Origin of the sequence: Klebsiella sp. GG_Kp173, from assembly GCF_040062415.1 — a bacterium.
Classification (GTDB): Bacteria; Pseudomonadota; Gammaproteobacteria; order Enterobacterales; family Enterobacteriaceae; genus Klebsiella; species Klebsiella quasipneumoniae.
Map to the genome: position 1 here is coordinate 154030 of NZ_JBEAFZ010000089.1, position 23311 is coordinate 177340.

Genomic DNA, 23311 nt, shown 5'->3' on the forward strand with positions numbered 1-23311 from the left:
CGAAAACCGTACCGACGCCAGCGGCCCGGCGGAAAATATTACGTAACTGGTTATTGAATCGCCCGGGCGAACCCGGGCGACGCGTGGATCACGGCAGGGTGGGGGTAACCAGCCAGCCGTGAGCCAGCAACCATTCGGTGACCGGCATCAGGGTGAACTCGACGCACAGCAGGCCGACCAGCGTCAGTACGAGGGTGTAGGGCAGGGCCATCCACACCATGCGGCCATAGGAGAGTCGGATAAGCGGCGCCAGCGCGGAAGTCAGCAGGAACAGGAATGCCGCCTGGCCGTTCGGGGTGGCCACTGACGGCAGGTTGGTGCCGGTGTTGATTGCCACCGCCAGCATCTCAAACTGCTTCAGGCTGATGGCGCCATGCTCGAGGGCGGTTTTCGCTTCGTTGATGTAGACCGTGCCGACAAAAACGTTATCCGAGATGGACGACAGCAGGCCGTTAAACAGATAAAACAGCGACAGCTGCGCGTGCGGAGAGGCCTGCAGAACAAACTCGATGACCGGCGTGAACAGCTGCTGGTCGATGATCACCGCCACTACGGCAAAGAACACCGTGAGCAGCGCGGTGAAGGGCAACGCCTCGGTGAACGCTTTGCCAATCGCGTGCTCATCGGTCACCCCGGTAAAGGTGGTGGCGAGGATGATCACCGACAGGCCAATCAGGCCGACCTCAGCCAGGTGAAAAGCGAGGGCGACGATCAGCCAAACGCCAATGAGCGCCTGGGCAATCAGCCGTAGCCGCTCCTGACGACTGCGCTGGGCGCGGCTGCGATCGTCAAACTCCTGCAGCACCTTGCGCACCGTCGGCGGCAGCGGTTCGCCGTAGCCAAACAGGCGATACTTTTCCACCAGCAGACAGGTTAACAGACCGCAGACCATCACCGGCAGGGTGACGGGCGCCATGCGGAGAAAGAACTCGCCAAAATGCCAGCCCGCTGCTTTGGCGATAATCAGGTTTTGCGGTTCGCCGACCATGGTCATGACGCCGCCGAGCGCGGTCCCGACGCCGGCGTGCATCATCAGGCTGCGTAGAAAGCCGCGGAACTGCTCCAGCACCTCGCGGTAGTGCTGCTCGATATGGCTGTCGTCGAGCAGGTCGCTATCGTCCGGGCGCGCCGAGGCGACGCGGTGATAGATGCCGTAGAACCCGACGGCGACGCTTATCACCACCGCCACCACCGTCAGCGCATCGAGAAAGGCGGAGAGGAAGGCAGCGGCCAGGCAGAAGGACAGCGACAGCAGCATCTTGCTGCGGATCCCTAACAGCAGGCGCGTAAAGACAAAGAGCAGCAGCTGCTTCATAAAGTAGATGCCCGCCACCATAAACATCAGCAGAAGCAGCACTTCCAGGTTGCTGGCGATCTCTTCCCGCACGTGCGCTGGGCTGGTCATACCGATCAGCAGCGCCTCGATAGCCAGCAGGCCACCCGGCAGCAGCGGATAGCACTTCAGCGCCATGGCGAGGGTAAAGATAAACTCAACCACCAGCAGCCAGCCGGCGACAAATGGCGCCACGGCGAACACCAGCGGATTGATGATTAAGAAAATGATTAATGCCAGCTTGTACCAGTCAGGCGACTGGCCAAGAAAATTGCGCCACAGCGCGCGGCCATAAGAAATTTCCACGACAGAATCCTTCCCCGTCAATTAGTGCATGATTTTGTGCGTAACTATTGGCAAGAGTACCAGTTGAGCAAAATGAGAAGCAACTTTCTTCGCAGCGCTGCGGCGGTTACGGGAGATAAGGAAAAGCGTAAAGTAAAAACGGAAAATGAAACGGCGATCCCTTTTTAATTCACTTGCGATGCTATCTGCGCTATAGCGGCTCTGGTATGATGAGTGCAATTGCAACAATGTGTAATGGAAATATTATTATGGTCATTAAGGCGCAGAGCCCTGCGGGTTTCGCGGAAGAGTATATCATTGAGAGCATCTGGAATAACCGCTTCCCACCTGGATCGATTCTCCCCGCTGAACGCGAGCTTTCTGAGCTGATCGGTGTCACCCGCACCACGCTGCGCGAAGTGTTGCAGCGTCTGGCGCGTGACGGCTGGTTGACCATTCAGCACGGCAAACCCACCAAAGTGAACAACTTCTGGGAGACCTCCGGGCTGAATATCCTTGAAACGCTGGCGCGCCTCGATCACGACAGCGTCCCGCAGTTGATTGATAACCTGCTCTCCGTGCGCACCAATATTTCCACGATTTTTATTCGCACCGCGTTCCGTCAGCATCCGGATAAAGCGCTGGCGGTGCTGGACAGCGCCCGGGAAGTGGAAGATCACGCCGACGCCTTCGCCGATCTCGATTACAACATTTTCCGCGGTCTGGCTTTCGCCTCCGGCAACCCGATTTATGGCCTGATCCTCAACGGCATGAAGGGGCTATATACCCGCATCGGCCGCCACTACTTCTCCAGCCCGGAAGCGCGCAGCCTGGCGCTGGGCTTTTATCATCAGCTGGCGAAGGTGTGCGAAGGCGGCCTGCACGATCAGGTGTATGAGCTGGTTCGTCGCTACGGCCATGACAGCGGCGAGATCTGGCACCGGATGCAGAAATCGCTGCCCGGCGATTTAGCCATGAATGTGCGTTAAGCCGGCTATTCGCGATCGATAAACAAAATAAGGGGGCCGATGGCCCCCTTCGTCGTTTTAACGTCCCGCAATGCTATAGCGCGTTTGGCCGCGCCGGGCAGCGGTCCAGCAGCTCAATGCTGCCGTCGGCATTCTGCTGCTCCAGCAGCACATCGAACCCCCACAGACGATGCACATGTTTCAGCACTTCGCGCCGCCCTTTGTCCAGCGGGACGCGGTTGTGCGGCACATAGCGCAACGTCAGCGAGCGGTCGCCGCGCAGGTCAACGTTCCACACCTGGATATTCGGCTCGAGATTGCTGAGGTTATATTGCGCCGAGAGCTTGTTGCGGATTTCGCGATAGCCCTCTTCGTTGTGGATCGCCGAGATCTCGAGATAATTGTTGTGATCGTCGTCGAGCACGGTAAAGAAGCGGAAATCGCGCATGATCTTCGGCGACAGGAACTGGCTGATAAAGCTCTCATCCTTGAAGTCGCGCATGGCGAAATGCAGCGTTTCCAGCCAGTCGGAACCAGCGATATCCGGGAACCAGTACTTGTCCTCTTCGGTAGGCGACTGGCAGATGCGCTTGATGTCCTGGAACATGGCGAACCCCAGCGCGTAGGGGTTAATCCCGCTGTACCACGGACTGTTGTACGGCGGCTGGAACACCACGTTCGTGTGGCTGTGGAGAAACTCCAGCATAAAGCGCTCGGTCACTTTCCCTTCATCATAGAGATGGTTGAGGATGGTATAGTGCCAGAAGGTGGCCCACCCCTCGTTCATCACCTGGGTCTGTTTCTGCGGGTAGAAATACTGGCTGACTTTGCGCACGATGCGCAGGATCTCGCGCTGCCACGATTCCAGCAGCGGGGCGTTCTTCTCCATAAAGTACAGCAGGTTCTCCTGCGGTTCGGAAGGGTAGCGGCGGGCGGACTCAATCGCCTTCTCCTCTTCGCGCTTCGGCAGGGTACGCCACAGCATATTCACCTGGCTCTGCAGATACTCTTCCCGGCTTTTCTGCCGCGCCTTCTCCTCCTGCAGCGAGATTTTTTGCGGACGTTTATAGCGGTCGACGCCGTAGTTCATCAGCGCGTGGCAGGAGTCGAGCAGTTTCTCCACTTCGTCGACGCCATAGCGCTCTTCGCACTCGGTAATGTATTTGCGGGCGAAAATCAGGTAGTCGATGATTGAGCTGGCGTCGGTCCAGCTGCGAAACAGGTAATTGTTTTTGAAGAATGAGTTATGCCCGTAGCAGGCGTGCGCCATCACCAGCGCCTGCATGGTGATGGTATTTTCTTCCATCAGATAGGCGATGCAGGGATTGGAATTGATGACGATCTCATACGCCAGGCCCTGCTGGCCGTGCTTATAGGCCTGCTCGGTCTCAATGAATTTTTTGCCGAACGACCAGTGCGGATAGTTGATGGGCATGCCGACGCTGGAGTAGGCATCCATCATCTGTTCGGAAGTAATGACTTCGATCTGGTGCGGGTAGGTGTCAAGACGATAGAGCTTAGCGACCCGGTCCACTTCGGCCAGGTAGGTCTCCAGTAACTCGAACGTCCAGTCGGGTCCATCGCTTAAACGGGTGGTGTCCCTGTTCATGGAGTCAATCGTAGCCATTAGCGCGCCCTCGTTGTTGTTGGTTTTCTCTGAACGGAAAACCTCTAAACAAGCATAGAACACCGCACAGCAAACTGTGTTGTCAGCCAATCGCTTTTCTTCGCGATTTCCCCATCTCAAAGCCGTTTTTTGCGCTTATTTGCAGAATTAAATGCTGGGTAAAAATAAAGCGCAGCATGAGATCGTAAATCTTACAGCTCAGGACTGGTGCGGTTTGCTGTGAGTTAAGTCACCATAAATAAAGCGTATGTTGAATAATATTTTCAACTGAGTTATCAATTTGTAATTAGATGATTGTTCTTTAACTGTTACGGAGTTGCTATGCGTGTCGTCATACTGGGAAGTGGGGTGGTTGGGGTAGCCAGCGCGTGGTATTTGAGTCAGGCGGGTCATGAGGTGACGGTCATCGACCGTCAGCCCGGTCCGGCAGAGGAGACCAGCGCGGCCAACGCCGGGCAGATATCTCCCGGCTATGCGGCGCCGTGGGCGGCGCCGGGAGTGCCGCTGAAGGCGATCAAATGGATGTTCCAGCGCCATGCGCCGCTGGCGATCGGCCTTGACGGCACATCGTTCCAGCTGAAGTGGATGTGGCAGATGCTGCGCAACTGCGACACCCGCCACTATATGGAGAACAAAGGCCGGATGGTGCGCCTGGCGGAGTACAGCCGCGACTGCCTGAAGGCGCTGCGCGACACCACCGGCATTCAGTATGAAGGGCGTCAGGGCGGGACGCTGCAGCTGTTCCGTACCGCCAAACAGTATGAAAACGCCACCCGCGACATCGCGGTGCTGGAGGACGCCGGCGTGCCCTATCAGTTGCTGGAGGCGAAGCGGCTGGCGGAAGTGGAGCCCGCGCTGGCGGAGGTTAGCCACAAACTGACCGGCGGTCTGCGTCTGCCAAACGATGAAACCGGCGACTGCCAGCTGTTTACCACCCGTCTGGCGGCGATGGCGGAACAGGCCGGGGTCACCTTCCGCTTTAACACCGCGGTGGACGCCCTGCTGCAGGAGGGCGATCGCATTGCCGGGGTGAAATGCGGCGATGAGATTATCAAGGGCGACGCCTATGTGATGGCCTTTGGCTCTTACTCGACGGCGATGCTCAAGGGGCTGGTGGATATTCCGGTCTACCCGCTGAAAGGCTATTCGTTAACCATCCCGATTGCCCAGGAAGACGGCGCGCCGGTTTCCACTATCCTTGATGAGACCTATAAAATCGCCATCACCCGTTTCGATCAACGCATTCGCGTCGGCGGTATGGCCGAGATCGTCGGTTTTAATAAAGCGCTGCTGCAGCCGCGTCGCGAAACCCTGGAGATGGTGGTGCGCGATCTGTTCCCGCGCGGCGGCCACGTTGAGCAGGCCACATTCTGGACCGGCCTGCGGCCGATGACGCCGGACGGCACGCCGGTGGTCGGGCGCACGGCGTTTAAAAACCTGTGGCTCAACACCGGCCACGGTACCCTCGGCTGGACCATGGCCTGCGGCTCCGGGCAGCTTATCAGCGATTTGATCTCCGGCCGCACGCCGGCGATCCCTTACGACGATCTGGCTGTCGCCCGCTACAGCCCCGGGTTTACCCCGGCGCGTCCGCAGCATCTGCATGGCGCACACAACTAAGGAGCTTGCATGACCCGTCCGGTAGTGGCCAGCATCGACTTGCTGGCCTTGCGGCAGAATTTACAGATAGTGCGTCGCGCGGCCCCCGGGTCGCGCCTGTGGGCGGTGGTCAAAGCAAATGCTTATGGCCATGGCGTGGCGCGGGTATGGAGTGCGTTAAGCGCGGCGGATGGTTTCGCCTTGCTCAACCTGGAAGAGGCGATCCTGCTGCGCGAGCAGGGCTGGAAAGGGCCGATCCTGTTGCTGGAGGGCTTCTTCCATGCCGATGAGCTGGCGGTGCTGGATCAATATCGCTTAACCACCAGCGTCCACAGCAACTGGCAGATTAAGGCGCTGCAGCAGGCGAAGCTGCGCGCGCCGCTGGATATCTATCTCAAGGTGAACAGCGGTATGAACCGGCTGGGCTTTATGCCGGAGCGGGTGCATACCGTCTGGCAGCAGCTGCGGGCGATAAGCAACGTCGGCGAGATGACGCTGATGTCGCACTTCGCGGAGGCGGAGAACCCGCAGGGGATTGTTGAGCCGATGCGCCGGATCGAACAGGCGGCGGAGGGGCTGGATTGCCCACGCTCGCTGGCCAACTCGGCGGCGACGCTCTGGCATCCGGAAGCGCATTTTGACTGGGTTCGTCCCGGGATCGTGCTGTATGGCGCATCGCCCTCCGGGCAATGGCAGGATATCGCGAACACCGGCCTGAAGCCGGTGATGACCCTGCGCAGCGAAATCATCGCCATGCAGAACCTGCGCCCCGGTGAGGCGATTGGCTATGGCGGCCTGTATCGCACCACCCAGGAGCAGCGGATCGGCATCGTCGCCTGCGGCTATGCCGACGGCTACCCGCGGGTGGCGCCGAGTGGCACGCCGGTACTGGTGGACGGCGTACGCACCACCACCGTCGGGCGCGTGTCGATGGATATGTTGGCGGTCGATTTAACACCCTGTCCGCAGGCCGGGATCGGCGCGCCGGTCGAACTGTGGGGCAAAGAGATTAAAATCGACGACGTGGCGGCCAGCTGCGGCACCGTCGGCTATGAGCTGATGTGCGCCCTGGCGCCGCGGGTGCCGGTTGTGACCCTGTAACCTGTTCCGGGGCGGATCACTCCGCCTCGTCTTCCGCGACCCGTACCCCTACCTTCAGCACGTGATCGTTCTCTTTTTCCGCGACTGTCCATACCATCCCGGCGAACTCCACCTGGTCGCCCACCACCGGCGCGGCGCCCAGCAGCTGCTGCACCACTTCCCCCAGCGACTGCTGATGTTCGCGGAACTCCTCTCCGCCGTCGAGGCCGTAGATTTGCGCCACATCGGCGAAGCGGGCCTCGGCATCAAGTATAAAGTCGCCGAAAAAACGCTGATCGAGCGCCACCGGCGGCGACTGGCTGAACATTTTGCCCAGCGCCGGCAGGTCGTGCTCGCGGCCAATGACGCACAGGATATCGCCTTCCCGCAGGCGGGTGCTGCCGGTGGGGTGCAGCAGGGCATTGTTGCGAAACAGGGCGGCAATCCGCGTCTCCGGCGGCATATGCAGGTCGCGCAGCGCCGCGCCGATGCACCATTTATCGGCGCCCAGCTGGTAGACAAACTGCTCCCACGGGTTTTCCGGATGAATATCCAGCCCGACGCGGGAGATAGGCCAGCTGACGGGCGGCACCACCACTTTGGCTTTTTTCGCCGCCCACGATAGCGAGGTGCCCTGGAGCAGAAGTGATACCAGCACCACGAAGAAGGCGACATTGAAGAACAGGCGGGCGTTGTCCAGGCCGGCCATCATCGGGAACACCGCGAGAATAATCGGCACTGCGCCGCGCAGGCCGACCCAGCTGATAAATACCCGTTCGCGGAGGTTGAACCCGCGGAACGGCAGCAGACCGGCAAATACCGACAGCGGACGGGCAATGAAAATCATCCACATCGACAGCAACAGCGCCGGGATAGCGATCGGCAGCAGGTCGGAGGGCGTCACCAGCAGGCCCAGCACCAGGAACATGGCGATTTGCGCCAGCCACGCCAGACCGTCGAAGTTCTGCAGGATACCGTGCCGGTTGCGGATAGGCCGGTTGCCCAGCAGAAAGCCGCAGAGATAGACGGCGAGGATACCGCTGCCGTCGAGGGTAGTGGTGACGGCGAAAATCATGATCCCGCCGCTCAGCGCCAGCAGCGGATAGAGCCCGGCGGGCAGCACGATGCGGTTGATCATCTGCAGCAGCAGGTAGCCGCCGCCGAGGCCGATGGCGATCCCGAGACCGAACTGTTGAATGATATGCACGGCGAACATCCAACTGAGGCCGGTCTGGTGCTGCTGGATCATTTCGATCAGGGTGATGGTCAGGAAGACCGCCATCGGGTCGTTACTGCCTGACTCAATCTCCAGCGTCGAGCCGACGCGCTCGTTGAGCCCCTTGCCGCCGAGCAGCGAGAAGACCGCCGCGGCGTCGGTGGAGCCGACAATGGCGCCGATCAGCAGGCCTTCGATCATATCCAGTTTGAACAGCCAGGCCGCCATCATCCCGGTCAGCGCCGAGGTGATCAGCACCCCGACCGTCGCCAGCGACAGTGCTGGCCACAGCGCGACGCGAAAGGAGCTGGCCTGGGTGCGCATCCCGCCGTCCAGCAGGATCACCGCCAGCGCCAGGTTACTCACCATGTAGGCGAAGGGGTAGTTGTCGAAGGGGATGCCGCCGATGCCGTCAATGCCTGCCAGCATCCCGATGGCCAGAAAGATGACCAGAATCGGGATGCCAAGGCGCGAAGAAAAGGAGCTCAATAAGATACTGCAGGTTACTAAAACAGAACCCAGAATAAACAGACTAATGACCGCAGCGGCGTCCAATGTTCACGTACTCCCTGACTGGCGTGAAAAAATGGCTAAAAGTGACACTATTTTAACAATTCGCAGGGAATCCGCCTATGCGTCTGGGAAATTTATTCTGCCAGCACCGGGTGGCCGCTGATTGTCAGGGTGGTGGCTGATGGCTGGTTGACCAGCCGCGCGCGCGCGCCCAGCGGCAGGGTCACCGTGCGCTGCTCGTGGCCAAACTCCAGTCCGCTTATCAGCGGTACAGAGAGCTGCTGGCGCAGATAATCAAAAACCTGCGGCAGGTCATATCCCACGTCATAGTCGTTCGGCGTGCCGCCGGTGAAGCTGCCGAAGATCACCGCCTTCTGCGCCGCCAGTACGCCGCTGTGCAACAGCTGAAGCAGCATGCGTTCGACGCGGAACGGGTGCTCATTGATATCCTCTACCACCAGGATGCCGTCGCGGATCGCCGGCAGCCACGGGGTACCGATAAGCGAAGTCAGCATCGCCAGATTCCCGCCCCACAGGGTGCCTTCCACCCGGCAGTTCGGCCCTTCGCCCGGCCATTCGAGGGTGAATTCAGGCTGGCGCAGCGCCTGCCAGAAATGCTGTTCGGTAAACGGATCGAGAGTCTCCGCGCCGAAGTTCCCTGCGAGCATCGGCCCGCTGAAGGTGACGACGTTGCCCATGGCCAGCAGGCCCGACTGGATGACGGTGAAATCGCTGTGGCCGCAAATCAGCAACGGGTCACGCTGCTGGCGGGCAATCAGCCCCTGCCAGTCGATATGCGGCAGCAGGCGGCTGGCGCCGTAGCCGCCGCGCACCGCGAGAACGATCCGGTTGCGGCCAGGCAGCTGGGCAAGCTGGTTAATATCGGCCAGCCGTTCATGTTCAGTCCCGGCGAAACGCTGCTGCCGACGGGGAATGACCTGCTGGTGGGCCACCTCGTGCCCGGCCTGCTGCAGACGCTCGACGCCGCGGGCCGCCGCCTGCTGGTTGATGCAATAACCGGATGGCGCGACCAGATAAAACTGAGACATGATAATTCCTTGCTATGAATGAAAGGGTTATGATGCCGCCTGGAATGGCGATTGTCATCTCCAGGTGGATAACTTCAATCCGCACCCGTCATCCATCAGGCTGTCGGCGGGCGGGGGACGTACCGCTGCCGTCGTTCTGCAGCATGATGGCGTTTGGGTAGATAAGGATAGATGTGTGAAATTGAGATGGTTGCTTATTTTAGTCGTTTTTCTGGCCGGTTGTAGTTCGAAACATGATTACACCAATCCACCGTGGAACCCCGAGGTCCCGGTGAAGCGGGCGATGCAGTGGATGCCGATCAGTGAAAAAGCCGGCGCCGCCTGGGGCGTGGATCCGCAGCTGATCACGGCGATCATTGCCATCGAGTCGGGCGGTAACCCTGCGGTAGTGAGTAAATCCGGCGCCGTCGGGCTGATGCAGCTTAAGCCGTCGACCTCCGGACGCGATGTTTACCGGCGGATGGGCTGGCGCGGCGAGCCGTCGGTCAGTGAGCTGAAAAACCCGGAACGGAATATCTCGATGGGGGCCGCCTATCTGAGCATTCTGGAGAATGGTCCGCTGGCGGGGATCAAAGACCCGCAGGTGATGCGCTATGCGGTGGTGGTCTCCTATGCCAACGGCGCTGGCGCGCTGCTGCGCACCTTCTCGTCAAACCGGCAGGACGCCATCGAGGAGATTAACGACCTCGACGCCGATGAGTTCTTCGAGCATGTGGCGAAAAAACACCCGGCTCCGCAGGCGCCGCGCTATATCTGGAAGCTGCAGAAAGCGCTGGACGCCATGTAACCTTAACTTCGCCCCGCCGGTCTGGCGGGGTCCTAATCCTCTGTGCGCAGCGACGTGATAACGCTAATCGGCGCTATTAACGCTTTATATTCCCGGTAGCGCTCGGGAAGCGATTCCACGCCGTTTACCGCCACGCAGAGCATGGCCGTCGCGTTATCCTGAGCGCCTTTCTGCGCTAACGCTTCTCGTAACGCATTGATGCAGGCATGGGCGTCATGATGCGAAATGCCGTTGATATCGAGACGAATGGTTTTGCTAATGGCCTCTATCCATAATCCGCCCCACAGAACGCAACCCGAGGGCATGAGCAGGCAACTGAAGATGCTGTAAGCGGTGAGGTCGAGCCAGATAAAGGTCTTACTGACAACGATAACGCCGAGGGCGACCGAAGGGATGCTGATGGCCAGCATATTCCATCCGCGGCGCAGCGGACTTAAGGCTAAACCCGCGCTTGCTATCTGTTCCTGCCAGAGGTTACGTCCGGCGATACTCAGGCTGCAGGGCAGATCTTCATGACACGGCTTTCGCACCGCAAAATGGTCAAATAGTATGCTTTCAATGACGTTCATTTCGTGGTTTGCATAGCGTCCGTTAGCCAAAACCTGCCCGGGCTCCGGGATCCACAGATGTTTATTACTGAGTAAGCTGAACATTGCCAGCTGAATCACCCGGGTCCCTTCTCCGGTCAGCCACGCCAGCAGCCAGGGGCTAACCTCCATCGCGTGCGGCTGGGGCTGAGCCGCTGGCCTCGACAGGATAATCATTATACCGATAGCAATATAGATACCCGGGACGATAAGTATAAAACCGCCGAGAAACAGCAGTGGATGCAGATGCATTATAAAATTCCACATACCATCCCCTCGTTAATCCAGCCTCTGCAGACAAAAGGGATACTTAATAAGGTTGATGATTTTTACATATTCACCATATCTTTCGGGAAGCAGGGCGGTTTTACCGATCGCCACGCAATAATCGGCGTTTTCATCGGTCAGGGTATCTGCGTCAGCAATAAGCGTCTCCTTCAGGGTATCAATATAGTGATGAAAGATATTAACGGCGATCCCTTCCCGGTCCAGCCGGGTGGCATTTAAGGTGATGCATAACAGCCACAGCCACCACAGGCCGGAAACCATCCCCATTGTCAGCCAGCTGAATACGCTGGAGTGAATTATCGCCTGATTATCAAAAAGCGTTTTCCAGGCGAGCGCGGCGATTAATAGCAGGGAGGGCGCGGCAATCAATATCATATTCCACGTTTGGTGCGTCGGGCTGAGCCGCAGCCGTTGGCAGTGAGGATCGGTCGCCCAGTGGTTCTTTTCGGCGACGTGCAGAGAAAGCGGCAGATCCTGGTCACTGGATTTTGGCGTAGCGAAATGGTCAAACAGTATTTTTTCCACACAGGTCATTTTGCATTCTGCGTACTGCTGATTGGCGCAGAGTTGAATATTGTCCGCAGAATGGATGAGAGTGACATAGTTTTTTCTTAACAGCCGGAACATGGCCAGCTGAATGACGCTGGTGGCGCTATTACGTAGCCAGGCTAAAAAAGAGGGAGGCAGGGAATAGGGGGGTGGAACAGGCATGCTTTTTTCAGTGGCGCGGGTTTTCGCAATAATTATATTTACCAGAATATATATCACTGTGGTGGATAATATATGGTAACCCATAAATGATAACGGATGTAAATTGGCGAGATAGCTAATGACAGGGTTCACTTTTATTCCTTGTGAGCGTCCTAACCTGTTTTCGCCAGCATATTAAGTCCTCTCATCATCGGGGGGCAAGTGAAATAATGGCCTGGCATCTTTAAGTTAATATTAGCCATCAAAGCGTGACGTCACCTGTTAACGAAAGCCTCCGTCGTCACGGGCGGAGGCTTATCTTTACGCTGTCAGTTAAAAGTCGTAGCCCACGGTGGCCATGACGCTGCGCTCTGCTCCCCAGTAGCAGTTGCCGGTGCCGTAGCAGCCGGAAACGTATTCACGATTGCCGATATTGTTGGCGTTGACCTGCACAAAAGCGCCTTTCAGCCCCGGCGACCAGACGCCGAGGTCGGCCCGCATCATGGCGTCCATCAGCGTGACCGACGGCAGCCGCGCGGTGTTGGCATCATCCGCCCACTGTTTACCAATGTAGCGGACGCCGGCGCCCAGCGAGATCCCCGCCGGGAATTGATAGCGCGCCCAGAAGGAGGCCATCTGATCCGGGGTCAGCTGCGGCGTGTTGTTGTCGGTACCGTCCTTAGTGTCCTGGAAGCGCAGACGATTCCAGGTATACGAGGCGAGGGTGCTCAGCTGCGGGGTGATCTGGTGGTGCGCTTCCAGCTCAACCCCCTGGGAATGGACCTTACCCGCCGGAATATAGGTGGCGGTGGCGATGTTGGGGTCGCGGGTGGCGACATCCTTTTGCATCAGATCGTAAATCGCGATGCTATAGAGGTCGCTGCTGCCCGGCGGCTGGAACTTCAGGCCGGCTTCGACCTGTTCGGCGGTGGTCGGTTTCAACGGTTTGCCGTCAGCGCCGGGCAGCATCGCTGGGGTAATCGCCTGGCTGTAGCTCAGGTAGGGCGAAAGACCGTTGTCCAGGGCGTACAACAGCGAGGCGCGGCCGCTGATATGGTCGTCTGAACGGCGGTTTGAGGTGCCGAAGGTATCGCTGACCTGCTGGGAAACGATGCGGTCATAGCGGGCGGAAACATCCACATGCCAGCGGTCCCAGACCATCTCATCCTGCAGATACAGCCCGGTCTGGTAATAACGGCGATTATTATCATCGCTGTAGGTCACGGTATGCCCGGTCTGGGCGGTATAGCCGGTAAACGGGTTAAGGGGCGCCGCGCCGCCGGCGCCGGTCCACAGATCGTTGCGGAAGCGATGGTATTCAGCGCCGAGGATCAGGGTATGCGCCAGATCGCCAGTATTGAAATCGGCGCGCAGGCGGTTATCGGTTGACCAGCCGTCCAGCGAACCGCGCGAGCCGCTGTAGCCGCGAGCCAGCATGTCGCTGTCATCTATCCAGCCGACCTGGTAGACCTGATCGAGGGAGACGTTGGTGTGGGTGTAGCTTCCGGCGGAATAGACCGACCAGACGTCGGTGAACTGGTGGTCAAACTCATAGCTGTAGATCTGCTGGCGGCGTTGATAGCCATCTTCCGGATCGCCCTCGTTGGTGCTGGTGGAGAGCTTACGGCCATTGTGCGCGTAGCGGGTGCCGTCCAGCGGCAAAGAGCCATGATAGCCACCGGAAGGATCTTTTTGCAGATAGGCGCGTAGCAGCAGCGAGGTATCGCTGTCCGGCTGCCACAGCAGGGAAGGTGAAATGGCGTAGCGCTCTTCGCGGGTATGGTCATACTGCGTGTCGCTGCTGCGGGTCATACCGATCAGCCGCCATGCCCACTGCTCATTGATGGCGTCGGTGTAATCGAAGGCCGCACCTTTGGTATTTTGCGTCCCGCCAGTCAGGCGGACGTGGCCCTGCTGACTGAACTGCGGGCGCTTGGAGGTCAGGTTGACCACGCCGCCCGGCACGCTCTGCCCGTAGAGCGCGGAGGAGGGGCCGCGGATCACATCGACGCGTTCGATAAACCACGGGTCGATCTGCACCACGTTATGGCTGCCGCCGTCGCTCATCAGACGCATGCCGTCGAGGAACAGGTTATCGACGTCGCCGCCGTGGTAGCCGCGCAGGGAGATAGCGTCAAACCGGGTGGCGCCACCGCCGAAGCTGGAGTAGACCCCCGGGGTATATTCCAGCGCCTGGCTGATGGTATTCGCCCCCTGATCCGCCATCTGCTGGCGGGTGACAACCGACACCGACTGGGCGGTGGTGATTAACGGCTGGTCGGTTTTCGTCGCCCCGAGCGAGGTGCTGGCGCTATAGCCCTCAGTCGGCGCGCTGGCGGATGCCGGCGGGCTGGCCGTTACCACCACCGTCTCTTCGGCCTGCGCGGTGAAGGGAAGTGCGATCGCGAGGGCGTACAGCAGCCCCGGGCGTTTGCGAGAAATAGCCACGTTCATAAGATCATCCTGAACCTGCGCGGTCTGGTACTCCTGTACGCCGCCGCGGGAAAAACGAATCTGTCATTATTCGTTAAAAAGTAATGCGAATTATTATTGTTTGTATTTATGCGATCAAGCGAAAAGGTGATCTGTTCAGCGCGAGGGGATGGAGAAGGGTTTCCCGCGAGCCGCAGAATGGGCCTGCGCGGGACGGTAGTGAGCAGGGAGACCGCTTCCCCCTACCGATTTTGGTAGGGGGGCGGCAAAGCGTCAGGAGCCGGTCTTTTGCGGTTCCGCAGGGGCGGGGTCGTTAGCCGCGGGCGCCGCAACAGGTTTGTCCTGCGGTGAAGGCGTTGTCGCCGGACGGGTAGCAGGCAGCGCATCGCAGGGTTTCTCCTGCGGGCAGATCAGATCCAGCATCTTAAGGGTGACGCCGTTGGTCCAGCCAAAGCCGTCCTGCAGTGGATATTCCCCACCGCCGCCACCGGTGCCGGTTGAGCTTACGTCATACTTCTCCACCAGCTTTTGCTTGCTGTCATAGGTATGCTGCACATTGGTCAGGAAGCGCCAGGTGACCTCCATGGCGATCTTCTGCTGACCATAGTTTTGCAGCCCCTCGACGGCCACCCACTGCAGCGGCGCCCAGCCGTTGGGGGCGTCCCACTGCTGGCCGCTGTTGACGGTGGTGGTGGTCAGCCCGCCGGGTTTGAGCAGCCGCGACTCGGCGGCGGCCGCCACTTTCGTCGCCCGCTCGCGCGACGCGGCATTGACGTACAGCGGGAACAGCGCCGCGGCGGTCAGCTGATTGCGCACCTTGTGGGTTTTCAGATCGTAATCGGCGTACCAACCCTCTTTTTCATTCCACAGGTATTTCTCGATAGCCTGCTGGCGGGCGTTGGCCAGCGCGTCGTACCGGGTAGCGCCGGCGCTGTCCCCCGCTGCTTTACTGGCGCGGGCGAGGGTTTTCTCCAGATGGAACATCAGGGCATTGAGATCGACCGGGATAATCGAGGTGGTGCGAATGGTGGCGAGCTGCTGCGGATTGTCCATCCAGCGGGAGCTGAAATCCCAGCCGGAAGCGGCGGCGGAGCGCAGGTCGCGATAGATCTCGGTGGCCGGACGATTCGGGTTGCTTTTGGCGGTTTTGACGTCGTCAAGCCAGGACTCGGGGCGTGGGGTGTCATTATCGTCCCAGTAGCGGTTGAGCAGCGCGCCATCCGCCATCCGCACCGCCCGTTTGTCGGCGCTGCCGGGTGCCAGCGCGTCCGCCCCGGCCATCCAGTAGCGATACTCTTTCTCCAGCTGCGGCTGGTAGGTTTTCAGCACCTGGTCGCCATCGTGCGTCGCCAGCAGGCTTACCATAAAGGAGAAGAAGGGGGGCTGCGAACGGCTGAGGTAATAGGTGCGGTTACCGTTGGGGATATGGCCCCAGGTGTCAATTTCCGCAGCGAAGTTGGCGACCATATCTTCGACTTTATCCCAGTGACCGCTTTCGGCAAGACCCAGCATGGTGAAATAGCTGTCCCAGTAATAGACTTCGCGAAAGCGTCCTCCGGGGACCACGTAGGGCTTAGGCAGCGGCAGCAGCGAGTCCCACTTTTCCACCTCGACGGTGCTGCGGGTCAGGACCGGCCACAGGCCGTCGATATGCTGACGCAGGGTTTGCCCTTTGGGCGGCACATAGGCGTCGTTCTCTTTCGGCAGCGTGAAGTTCAGCTCAACGAAGTGACGCAGGTCGAAGCTGGCCTGGTTTTTTTGCATCCGGTAATCGGCAAGGATCATCAGCGGATCGCTGTTCGGAATGGCGTCAGCGAACGTTTTCTGATCAGAAAACAGTTTCGCGCTTTGCACATCATTAAACAGCGGACCGAGCAGGATATCGGGTGATTGCGGGATTGGACGGGTTTCTTCAGCCTCAGCGGTCAGCGTCGCCAGGGCGATAAACGCACCCCCTAGCGCCAGACGAAGAGCATAAGGCAGGGTAGCGGGGCGACGGGAAAAGGGACTCGTCATGGATTGTTCTCCTTATCATTGCAGACTCATGTGCCACTGCATTTGGCCATCAGAAAACCATAGACGAATATCCGCCGCTGCGCGTGTCGAAGCTAACATTTTGCGCTAAAACAGAGAATTTACCGCTCACCGGGTGCTATCCAGGCGGCACTCTTCTGCTCAGCCGAATATTATATCCTTAATTATATAAATGCTGGCTAGTGTTATTTTTGCTGTGAATGTTTCTGGGTAGATAATAAGCGTCATTCGATAGCGGCATCCGAAAAAAGAACGGATGTTTATCTGTAACAATAAGGTTCGTATTTATCGCATTTTAAAAATTGCGCAACGGATGAAGGCTGTGATCTGTCAGGCAAAAATACCGGGGTTAATATGACTGAAGGTCGGCAGGATCACATAAATTAAAAAACATAAATAATTAATAAAAAAACATAATGGCGCCGCGCATAGCGGATAAGTAAAAAATGCAGACACTACAGAAACCGGTTTCATTTTGCATAAAGGAGTGGTGTATGTCTGCTGGCGAAAAAATTTCTGTCAGAGAGAAAATAGGTTATAGCCTGGGGGACGCAGCCAGTCACATCGTATTTGACTCGTCTGTGGCTATTCTGGCTTATTTTTATACCGATATTTATGGCCTGCCGCCCGCCGTAATGGGGACGATGTTTTTGCTGGTGCGTCTGCTGGATGCGATTACCGATCCGATTATGGGCGCGATTGCTGACGCCACCTCAACCCGCTGGGGCCGCTTTCGCCCCTGGCTGTTGGCGATCTTCGTGCCCTTTGCGGTGAGCTGCGTGCTGGTGTATTCCATTCCCTCCTTTTCCGACTCCGGAAAAATTGCCTACGCTGTGGCGGCTTATATATTTATGACACTGATGTATACGGCGATTAATATTCCGTACTGCTCGCTGGGCGCGGCGCTGACCTCCGATCCGCGCGAAAGCCTCTCGCTGCAGTCCTGGCGTTTCGCTATCACCCCAATCGGCGGCGCGCTCGGTACTGCGTTTATTTTACCGCTGGCTGATTTTCTCTATCCCGGCGATCGCGCGACCGGTATTCAGGTCTCGATGGCCCTGTTTGGCGTTATCGGCTGCCTGATGTTTATCACCTGTTTCGCCACGACTAAAGAACGCGTGCAGCCGATTAAAGAACAGAACCTGAACATCGCGCGGGACGTGAAAATACTATTTCGTAACGATCAGTGGCGTATTCTTTCCGTTTACAATTTTATGATGCTGGTCGCCGTGGTAATTCGCGGTGGCGCCGTCGGCTATTATGTTAACAGCGTCCTGCATAAAGGCGCCGACGTGATTACCATATTCATGCTCGGCGGTATGTTTGCCTCCATGCTGGGTTCGGTGCTGGCCAAGCCCTTTGGGACGCGCTTTTGTAAGGTCCGATTCTCTTTCTGGATTAATCTTCTCACCGCCGCGCTGGGCGTGGTCTGCTTTATCGTCCCGGTACAATATTGGATTGCGGTGCTCGGCGTGCATATTCTGATTTCTATCATTCAGGGCGGCAACGGCGCGTTGCAGTGGTCGATGATTACCGACGTGAATAACTATGGCGAATGGAAAACCCAGCGGCGTATTACCGGTATGAATGTCGCAGCAAATATCTTTGTCATCAAGCTGGGCGTCGCCGTCGGCGGGGCCATCCTCGGCTGGATATTGGCCTATTTCCATTACGCCGCTAACACCACGGTGCAGTCGGCTTCAGCGGTGCAGGGCGTGGTGCTGTTGTTTACTCTGGTCCCTTCCGTGTTTTATGTGCTTACCGCCGTCTCGATTAAATTCTACGGCTTAACGGAAAACAGAATGAACGGCATCGTTGATGATTTAAAACACGGCACTTTCGCCGAATCCTGATTATTCCACGCTGTATTAAGAGGGCTATGCAGGTAATTCCCTGGATAGCCCGGCTATACCCTGGATGAAACATATAACAATGTAATTAGGGATGTTAATAATGAAAGTAAACTATATGGCTCTGATTATGAGTGGTCTGTTCTCCTCTGGCCTTTGGGCCGCGGCGAATAATCACCCGACGGATATTGAAAAACGTTTAGCGCAGCTGGAACAGCGCGTAATAAATGCTGAGCAACGAGCGGCCGATGCGGAAGCGAAAATCCAGACCTTAACCCGACAGCAGAACGTGGTGGCGAAAAGCACGCCAACTGTCAAAGTGGAGTCCGCCGAGCCCGTGGCACCGGGCGCGGAGCCGACAACACTAACGCTGTCCGGCTATGGGGATATCAAATTTTATGGTGATGTCGAATTTAACATGGATGGCGCCAGCAGCAGCGGGAGCCTGACTTCGGTAAAAACCACGGCAAATAAAGACTGGGCGCCGGGCAATAATGAACGCTGGGATATTAATGGCCGCCTGCTGTTAGGTTTTGACGGCATGCGCAAAATGGATAATGGCCGTTTTGCCGGTTTTTCCGTCCAGCCGCTGGCCGACCTGAACGGCAAAATGAATCTTGATGATGCGGTATTCTTTTTTGGCCAGGAGAACGACTGGAAGGTGAAGGTTGGTCGTTTCGAAGCCTACGATATGTTCCCGTTGAATCAGGATACGTTCGTGGAATACTCCGGGAACACCGCCAACGATCTGTACAGTGACGGCTACGGCTATATTTACATGATGAAGGAAGGGCGCGGTCGGAGCAACAGCGGCGGCAACTTCCTGATGAGCAAAACCCTTGATAACTGGTATTTCGAACTGAATACCCTGCTGGAGAACGGCAGCACGCTATTCCAGGACCAGCAGTATCATGGCACCGCACTGGAAAATGAGAAAAATGTGGCCTATTTGCGCCCGGTTATCGCGTGGAACAGCGGGCGTTTCTCCACTGCCATCGCCATGGAAAGCAACGTGGTAAATAACGCCTATGGCTATCACGATGCGAAAGGACGCTGGGTCGACCAGTCCAGCCGTACCGGCTATGGCTATACGATGACGTGGAATGGGCAAAAAACCGATCCGCAGGACGGCGTGGTGACCAACCTTAACGTCGCTTATATGGATGCCGAAGATGAGACTGACTTTACCGCGGGCGTTAACTCCCTGTGGCACGGTTTTGAGCTGGGCTACATTTACGCGCATAACAAAATCGACAGCTTTAACACCGCTGATTTTATCGCTAACTGCGACGATAATTGCTGGATCGCCGATCCGGGCAACTATGATATCCACACAATCCATGCGTCGTACCTGTTTCCGAACGTAATGAATATGAAGAACTTCAACATCTATCTTGGGGCCTACGCATCATGGATTGAATCCAACCCAAACAACGGCGACGGCCAGGAAGACTCCCGCTATGGCGGCCGGCTGCGCTTCAAGTATTTCTTCTGAGCAACACAGAGCCTGCACAGCGCAGGCTCTGTGCTATTCAGCCGCCTGTCGCTACGCGGCGTAGCTCGCGAAGCCTCAGCGTCCCGTGAATCCACTTGCCCCAAACTGGTGCGTTTAACGCTAACAACCGCCCACAAATAAGCAAAGTGTCTGGTTGTTTTTTAATCAACTCAAAGCCATGGCCTCACAGCGTAACGCTGCGCCGACGCGCTGTGTGACCTGGCATAATTAATGCTTATCTCTTATCGGGATTACCACAAAGTGAGTACAACCGGAGGAGACGGCCATGATAAAAATAACGCTTCCTGACGGGCATTATTATGACGAGATGCTGACCGCCCAGGGTGAGCAGCGGCCGCACTATAATGCCTGGTGGCAATGGTTTCGCAACACCGATCAATTCTCTATCCGGCAGAAAAAAGCGCAAGCGGAACTGCTTTTTCACCGTATCGGCATCACCTTTAACGTGTATGGCGAGGATGAGGGAACCGAGCGGCTGATCCCGTTTGATAGCGTGCCGCGGATCATACCCGCCGGGGAGTGGCAGCGCATTGACCGCGGCATTCGCCAGCGGGTGAAAGCGCTGAACGCTTTCCTCTATGACATCTATCATGAACAGAATATCCTGCGCGCGGGGCTGATACCGGCCGAGCAGGTGCTGGCCAACGAGCAGTATCAACCGTGCATGCAGGGCATCAACCTGCCAAACAACACCTATGCCCATATCACCGGCGTCGATATGGTGCGCAATAACGACGGCCAGTACTACGTGCTGGAGGATAATCTGCGCACGCCGTCCGGCGTCTCCTACATGCTCGAAAACCGTAAGATGATGATGCGCCTCTATCCGGAGATGTTCGAGCAGCATCACATTGCGCCGGTGGAGCGCTACCCGAGCTACCTCCTGCAGACCCTGCGCGAAAGTTCGCTGGTGGATGATCCCTGTGTCGTGGTGATGACCCCGGGTCGCTTCAACAGCGCCTACTTCGAGCACAGCTTCCTGGCGCAGCAGATGGGGGTCGAGCTGGTGGAAAGCGCCGATCTGTTTATTAAAAACGGCGCGGTGTATATGCGCACCACCGAGGGGCCGCGGCGGGTGGATGTGATTTATCGCCGCATCGACGACGCCTGGCTCGACCCGCTGGCCTTCCGCGCCGATTCGATGCTCGGCGTCCCGGGGCTGCTGTCCGTCTATCGCGCCGGCGGCGTAGTGCTGGCCAACGCCATCGGCACCGGGGTGGCTGACGACAAATCGATCTATCCGTACGTCCCGGAGATGATCCGCTTTTACCTCGGCGAACAGCCGATCCTCAGCAATATCCCCACCTGGCAGTGTCGGAAAGCGGAGGACCTGCGCTACGTGCTGAGCAATCTGGAGCTGATGGTGGTCAAGGAGGTCCATGGCGCCGGGGGCTACGGCATGCTGGTCGGCCCGCGTTCCACCAAAGAGGAGCGGGAGGCCTTCCGCCAGCGCCTTCTGGCCAATCCGGCCAACTATATCGCCCAGGACACCCTTGCGCTGTCGACCTGCCCAACCTTCGTTGATGAAGGGCTGTCGCCACGGCATATCGATTTACGCCCCTATGTGCTTTCCGGACAGGAGATGCGCCTGGTGCCCGGCGGCCTGACCCGCGTGGCGCTGACCGAAGGGTCGCTGGTGGTCAACTCGTCGCAGGGCGGCGGAACCAAGGATACCTGGGTGATGGAGGATGACGCATCATGCTAAGTCGTACGGCGAGTGAACTGTTCTGGATGGCCCGCTACCTTGAGCGGGCGGAGAGCTACGCCCGGGTGCTGGACGTGACCTGGAAATTATCAATGATCCCCCGCCACAGCCAGCAGTCGCGGGATCTGGCGCTACCGCTGAATTTGTCAATGACCCACGAGCTGTTTCAGGCGCGCCATGCCCGCTTTACCATGAGCAATCTGCTCAACTTTTTTGCCCTCGATGGCAACAACCCCTGCAGTATTTACAGCTGCGTGGAGATGGCGTGGAACAACGCGCACGCGGTGCGCGGCAGTCTCTCGGCCGAAGTGTGGGAGAGCATCAATGCCACCCGCATCGAACTGCGGACCCTCCGCCAGCAGGGGCTGGGCGAACTGGGGAGCGACGGCTTTTTCGAGTGGGTGAAAGAGCGGGTGCATCTGTTTCGCGGAGCGGTGATAGGCACGCTGCTGCGCAACGACGCCCTGAGCTTTATCGGTATCGGCACGCTGATCGAGCGCGCGTTCGCCACCACCCAGCTGCTGCTGATTAAGGATCAACAGCTGACCAACGATCCGGATCCGGTGCGCGAATACTACCGGCTGGATACCCTGCTCAATGCGGTCAGCGCCCGCGAGGCATACAACAGCCTCTACCGCCAGCCGGTCAGTCGCGAAACGGTGATGGACCTGCTGATCTTGCGTAACGATATTCCACGTTCGCTGCGCGCCAGCATTGCCGACCTGGTGGGCGAACTGGAGAAGATCGCCAACGATCGCTCTTATCAGCCGCTGCGCCTCGCCCATCAGCTCAACGTTGACCTGCGCTTCAGCACCCGTGACGACCTGGCGCAGGCGGACCTGCAGACCACGCTTAACGGACTGCTGGGGAGAATTAACGCCCTGTCCGACAGCATCAGACAAACCTATCTGGAGGCCTTATGAAACTGGTCATCGATCATCTCACTCGCTATGGCTACGATGAAGAAGTGAAGTTTTCCACCCAGTATCTGCGCCTGACCCCGCGCAGCACCGGACGGCAGACGATCACCGCCTGGACGCTGACCCTGCCGGACGGCGCGGCGGTGACCACGACCGACGGCTGGGGTAATGTGCTGCATGTGCTGACGCTGGATAACCCGCATAAAGAGATCACCATCCGCGCCAGCGGGATTGTCGATATCGCCGACGAGGGGGAAGAAACGCGTGATGAAGAGGCCGAGCTGCTGTCGCCGCTGGTTTTTCTGCGCAGTACGCCGCTGACCCGCGCCGATACGGCGATCCGTGAGTTCGCCCAGCGCCTCTATCGTCCCGATGCGGCGGAAGAGAGTTTGAATCAACTGATGGCGGATCTGCTGTTAAGAATGCCATACTCCCCCGGCGCGACCCAGGTCCAGGACTCCGCTGCCGACGCCTTCGCCCGGGCGAAGGGCGTGTGCCAGGATCATACCCATGTTTTTCTCGCCTGCTGCCGGGCGCTGGAGATCCCGGCGCGCTACGTCAGCGGCTATGTCTACAGCGATAACGCCCAGCATGTCGCGATGCATGCCTGGGCGGAAGTGTGGCTCGACGGCCGTTGGCTGTCGTTTGATATCACCAATAATACCCGTCGCCTGAATCAGCATCTGCGGCTGGCGACCGGACTGGATTATCTCGACGCCTGCCCGGTACGGGGCACCCGGCTGGGCGGCGGCGGGGAGATTATGTTAACCAACGCTGAAGTGCGCGAACACAGCCAGCAGGCGCAGCAGCAATAATACGGGAATAACCGCA

At 58.1% G+C, this 23311-nt stretch carries 17 protein-coding genes and 1 pseudogene; 10 read left to right on the plus strand and 8 right to left on the minus strand.

Features of this window, described 5'->3' with window-relative positions; translation table 11 throughout:
- Window positions 1-88 precede the first annotated feature (88 nt).
- A complete protein-coding gene (nhaB, locus tag ABLU50_RS25405; RefSeq protein WP_087832178.1) occupies window positions 89-1639 on the minus strand; it encodes a sodium/proton antiporter NhaB in 1551 nt (516 codons plus the stop codon).
- Between the two features lie 248 nt (window positions 1640-1887).
- On the opposite strand from nhaB, the gene fadR reads away from it, so the two are divergent.
- Complete coding sequence (gene fadR / locus ABLU50_RS25410) at window positions 1888-2607, plus strand: fatty acid metabolism transcriptional regulator FadR (protein ID WP_004203311.1); 720 nt, start codon at window positions 1888-1890, stop codon at window positions 2605-2607.
- A 73-nt stretch (window positions 2608-2680) separates the two neighbouring features.
- Here fadR and ABLU50_RS25415 read toward each other — a convergent pair whose 3' ends face one another.
- Entirely contained in the window at window positions 2681-4213 is a 1533-nt protein-coding gene (locus ABLU50_RS25415; protein WP_004203310.1) for a SpoVR family protein, read from the minus strand.
- 76 nt (window positions 4214-4289) lie between these two features.
- Between ABLU50_RS25415 and ABLU50_RS25420 the strand changes: the two are divergent.
- From ABLU50_RS25420 to dadX, 3 genes and pseudogenes are all read left to right on the plus strand, one after another.
- Window positions 4290-4436 (plus strand): annotated as a pseudogene (locus ABLU50_RS25420) (hypothetical protein).
- Window positions 4437-4534: 98 nt separating this feature from the next.
- Window positions 4535-5833: a D-amino acid dehydrogenase gene (locus tag ABLU50_RS25425; protein WP_023318600.1), complete on the plus strand. Its 1299-nt coding sequence runs from the start codon at window positions 4535-4537 to the stop codon at window positions 5831-5833.
- 9 nt (window positions 5834-5842) lie between these two features.
- Window positions 5843-6913, plus strand: coding sequence for a catabolic alanine racemase DadX (gene dadX / locus ABLU50_RS25430; protein WP_087832179.1), 1071 nt, complete (start codon window positions 5843-5845; stop codon window positions 6911-6913).
- 16 nt (window positions 6914-6929) lie between these two features.
- Here dadX and ABLU50_RS25435 read toward each other — a convergent pair whose 3' ends face one another.
- Complete coding sequence (locus ABLU50_RS25435) at window positions 6930-8663, minus strand: potassium/proton antiporter (RefSeq protein WP_004203303.1); 1734 nt, start codon at window positions 8661-8663, stop codon at window positions 6930-6932.
- Between the two features lie 92 nt (window positions 8664-8755).
- A complete protein-coding gene (ldcA, locus tag ABLU50_RS25440; RefSeq protein ID WP_043520540.1) occupies window positions 8756-9670 on the minus strand; it encodes a muramoyltetrapeptide carboxypeptidase in 915 nt (304 codons plus the stop codon).
- 175 nt (window positions 9671-9845) lie between these two features.
- Between ldcA and emtA the strand changes: the two genes are divergently transcribed.
- Window positions 9846-10457 carry a membrane-bound lytic murein transglycosylase EmtA gene (emtA, locus tag ABLU50_RS25445; protein ID WP_004203299.1) on the plus strand — a complete coding sequence of 204 codons (612 nt, stop codon included), beginning with the start codon at window positions 9846-9848 and terminating at the stop codon, window positions 10455-10457.
- A 32-nt stretch (window positions 10458-10489) separates the two neighbouring features.
- Here the strand turns inward: emtA and ABLU50_RS25450 are convergent, their stop codons facing one another.
- The 4 genes from ABLU50_RS25450 to ABLU50_RS25465 form a co-directional block, all read right to left on the minus strand.
- The gene (locus ABLU50_RS25450) at window positions 10490-11296 is read right to left on the minus strand and encodes a TIGR04222 domain-containing membrane protein (protein WP_227665595.1); all 807 of its coding nucleotides are present in this window, start codon (window positions 11294-11296) and stop codon (window positions 10490-10492) included.
- A 27-nt stretch (window positions 11297-11323) separates the two neighbouring features.
- Window positions 11324-12043, minus strand: a complete 720-nt coding sequence (locus ABLU50_RS25455) for a hypothetical protein (protein WP_227665596.1) — start codon at window positions 12041-12043, stop codon at window positions 11324-11326.
- Between the two features lie 312 nt (window positions 12044-12355).
- The gene (locus ABLU50_RS25460) at window positions 12356-14476 is read right to left on the minus strand and encodes a TonB-dependent siderophore receptor (protein ID WP_087832183.1); all 2121 of its coding nucleotides are present in this window, start codon (window positions 14474-14476) and stop codon (window positions 12356-12358) included.
- Window positions 14477-14728: 252 nt separating this feature from the next.
- Window positions 14729-16471: an alpha,alpha-trehalase gene (locus ABLU50_RS25465; protein WP_004203294.1), complete on the minus strand. Its 1743-nt coding sequence runs from the start codon at window positions 16469-16471 to the stop codon at window positions 14729-14731.
- Between the two features lie 512 nt (window positions 16472-16983).
- Here ABLU50_RS25465 and ABLU50_RS25470 point away from each other — a divergent pair.
- From ABLU50_RS25470 to ABLU50_RS25490, 5 genes are all read left to right on the plus strand, one after another.
- Window positions 16984-18342 carry a glycoside-pentoside-hexuronide (GPH):cation symporter gene (locus ABLU50_RS25470; RefSeq protein ID WP_087832184.1) on the plus strand — a complete coding sequence of 453 codons (1359 nt, stop codon included), beginning with the start codon at window positions 16984-16986 and terminating at the stop codon, window positions 18340-18342.
- Between the two features lie 100 nt (window positions 18343-18442).
- Complete coding sequence (locus ABLU50_RS25475; protein WP_032411414.1) at window positions 18443-19834, plus strand: carbohydrate porin; 1392 nt, start codon at window positions 18443-18445, stop codon at window positions 19832-19834.
- 286 nt (window positions 19835-20120) lie between these two features.
- Window positions 20121-21560, plus strand: coding sequence for a circularly permuted type 2 ATP-grasp protein (locus ABLU50_RS25480; protein ID WP_004180417.1), 1440 nt, complete (start codon window positions 20121-20123; stop codon window positions 21558-21560).
- Window positions 21554-22483: an alpha-E domain-containing protein gene (locus ABLU50_RS25485; protein WP_087832185.1), complete on the plus strand. Its 930-nt coding sequence runs from the start codon at window positions 21554-21556 to the stop codon at window positions 22481-22483. Before ABLU50_RS25480 ends, ABLU50_RS25485 begins: the two co-directional genes overlap by 7 nt.
- On the plus strand, window positions 22480-23295 hold the full coding sequence (locus ABLU50_RS25490) for a transglutaminase family protein (protein WP_004203291.1): 816 nt from the start codon (window positions 22480-22482) through the stop codon (window positions 23293-23295). The genes ABLU50_RS25485 and ABLU50_RS25490 overlap by 4 nt, the downstream gene beginning before the upstream one ends.
- Window positions 23296-23311: the final 16 nt, after the last annotated feature.

Coding starts and splice junctions, on each gene's coding strand:
- ABLU50_RS25455 (WP_227665596.1), bottom strand. CDS start 12,043: ATGCCTGTTCCACCCCCCTATTCCCTGCCTCCCTCTTTTTTAGCCTGG.
- dadX (WP_087832179.1), top strand. CDS start 5,843: ATGACCCGTCCGGTAGTGGCCAGCATCGACTTGCTGGCCTTGCGGCAG.
- ABLU50_RS25470 (WP_087832184.1), top strand. CDS start 16,984: ATGTCTGCTGGCGAAAAAATTTCTGTCAGAGAGAAAATAGGTTATAGC.
- ABLU50_RS25480 (WP_004180417.1), top strand. CDS start 20,121: ATGATAAAAATAACGCTTCCTGACGGGCATTATTATGACGAGATGCTG.
- ABLU50_RS25465 (WP_004203294.1), bottom strand. CDS start 16,471: ATGACGAGTCCCTTTTCCCGTCGCCCCGCTACCCTGCCTTATGCTCTT.
- ABLU50_RS25460 (WP_087832183.1), bottom strand. CDS start 14,476: ATGAACGTGGCTATTTCTCGCAAACGCCCGGGGCTGCTGTACGCCCTC.
- ABLU50_RS25425 (WP_023318600.1), top strand. CDS start 4,535: ATGCGTGTCGTCATACTGGGAAGTGGGGTGGTTGGGGTAGCCAGCGCG.
- ABLU50_RS25485 (WP_087832185.1), top strand. CDS start 21,554: ATGCTAAGTCGTACGGCGAGTGAACTGTTCTGGATGGCCCGCTACCTT.
- ABLU50_RS25450 (WP_227665595.1), bottom strand. CDS start 11,296: ATGCATCTGCATCCACTGCTGTTTCTCGGCGGTTTTATACTTATCGTC.
- ABLU50_RS25415 (WP_004203310.1), bottom strand. CDS start 4,213: ATGGCTACGATTGACTCCATGAACAGGGACACCACCCGTTTAAGCGAT.
- ABLU50_RS25475 (WP_032411414.1), top strand. CDS start 18,443: ATGAAAGTAAACTATATGGCTCTGATTATGAGTGGTCTGTTCTCCTCT.
- ldcA (WP_043520540.1), bottom strand. CDS start 9,670: ATGTCTCAGTTTTATCTGGTCGCGCCATCCGGTTATTGCATCAACCAG.
- ABLU50_RS25490 (WP_004203291.1), top strand. CDS start 22,480: ATGAAACTGGTCATCGATCATCTCACTCGCTATGGCTACGATGAAGAA.
- fadR (WP_004203311.1), top strand. CDS start 1,888: ATGGTCATTAAGGCGCAGAGCCCTGCGGGTTTCGCGGAAGAGTATATC.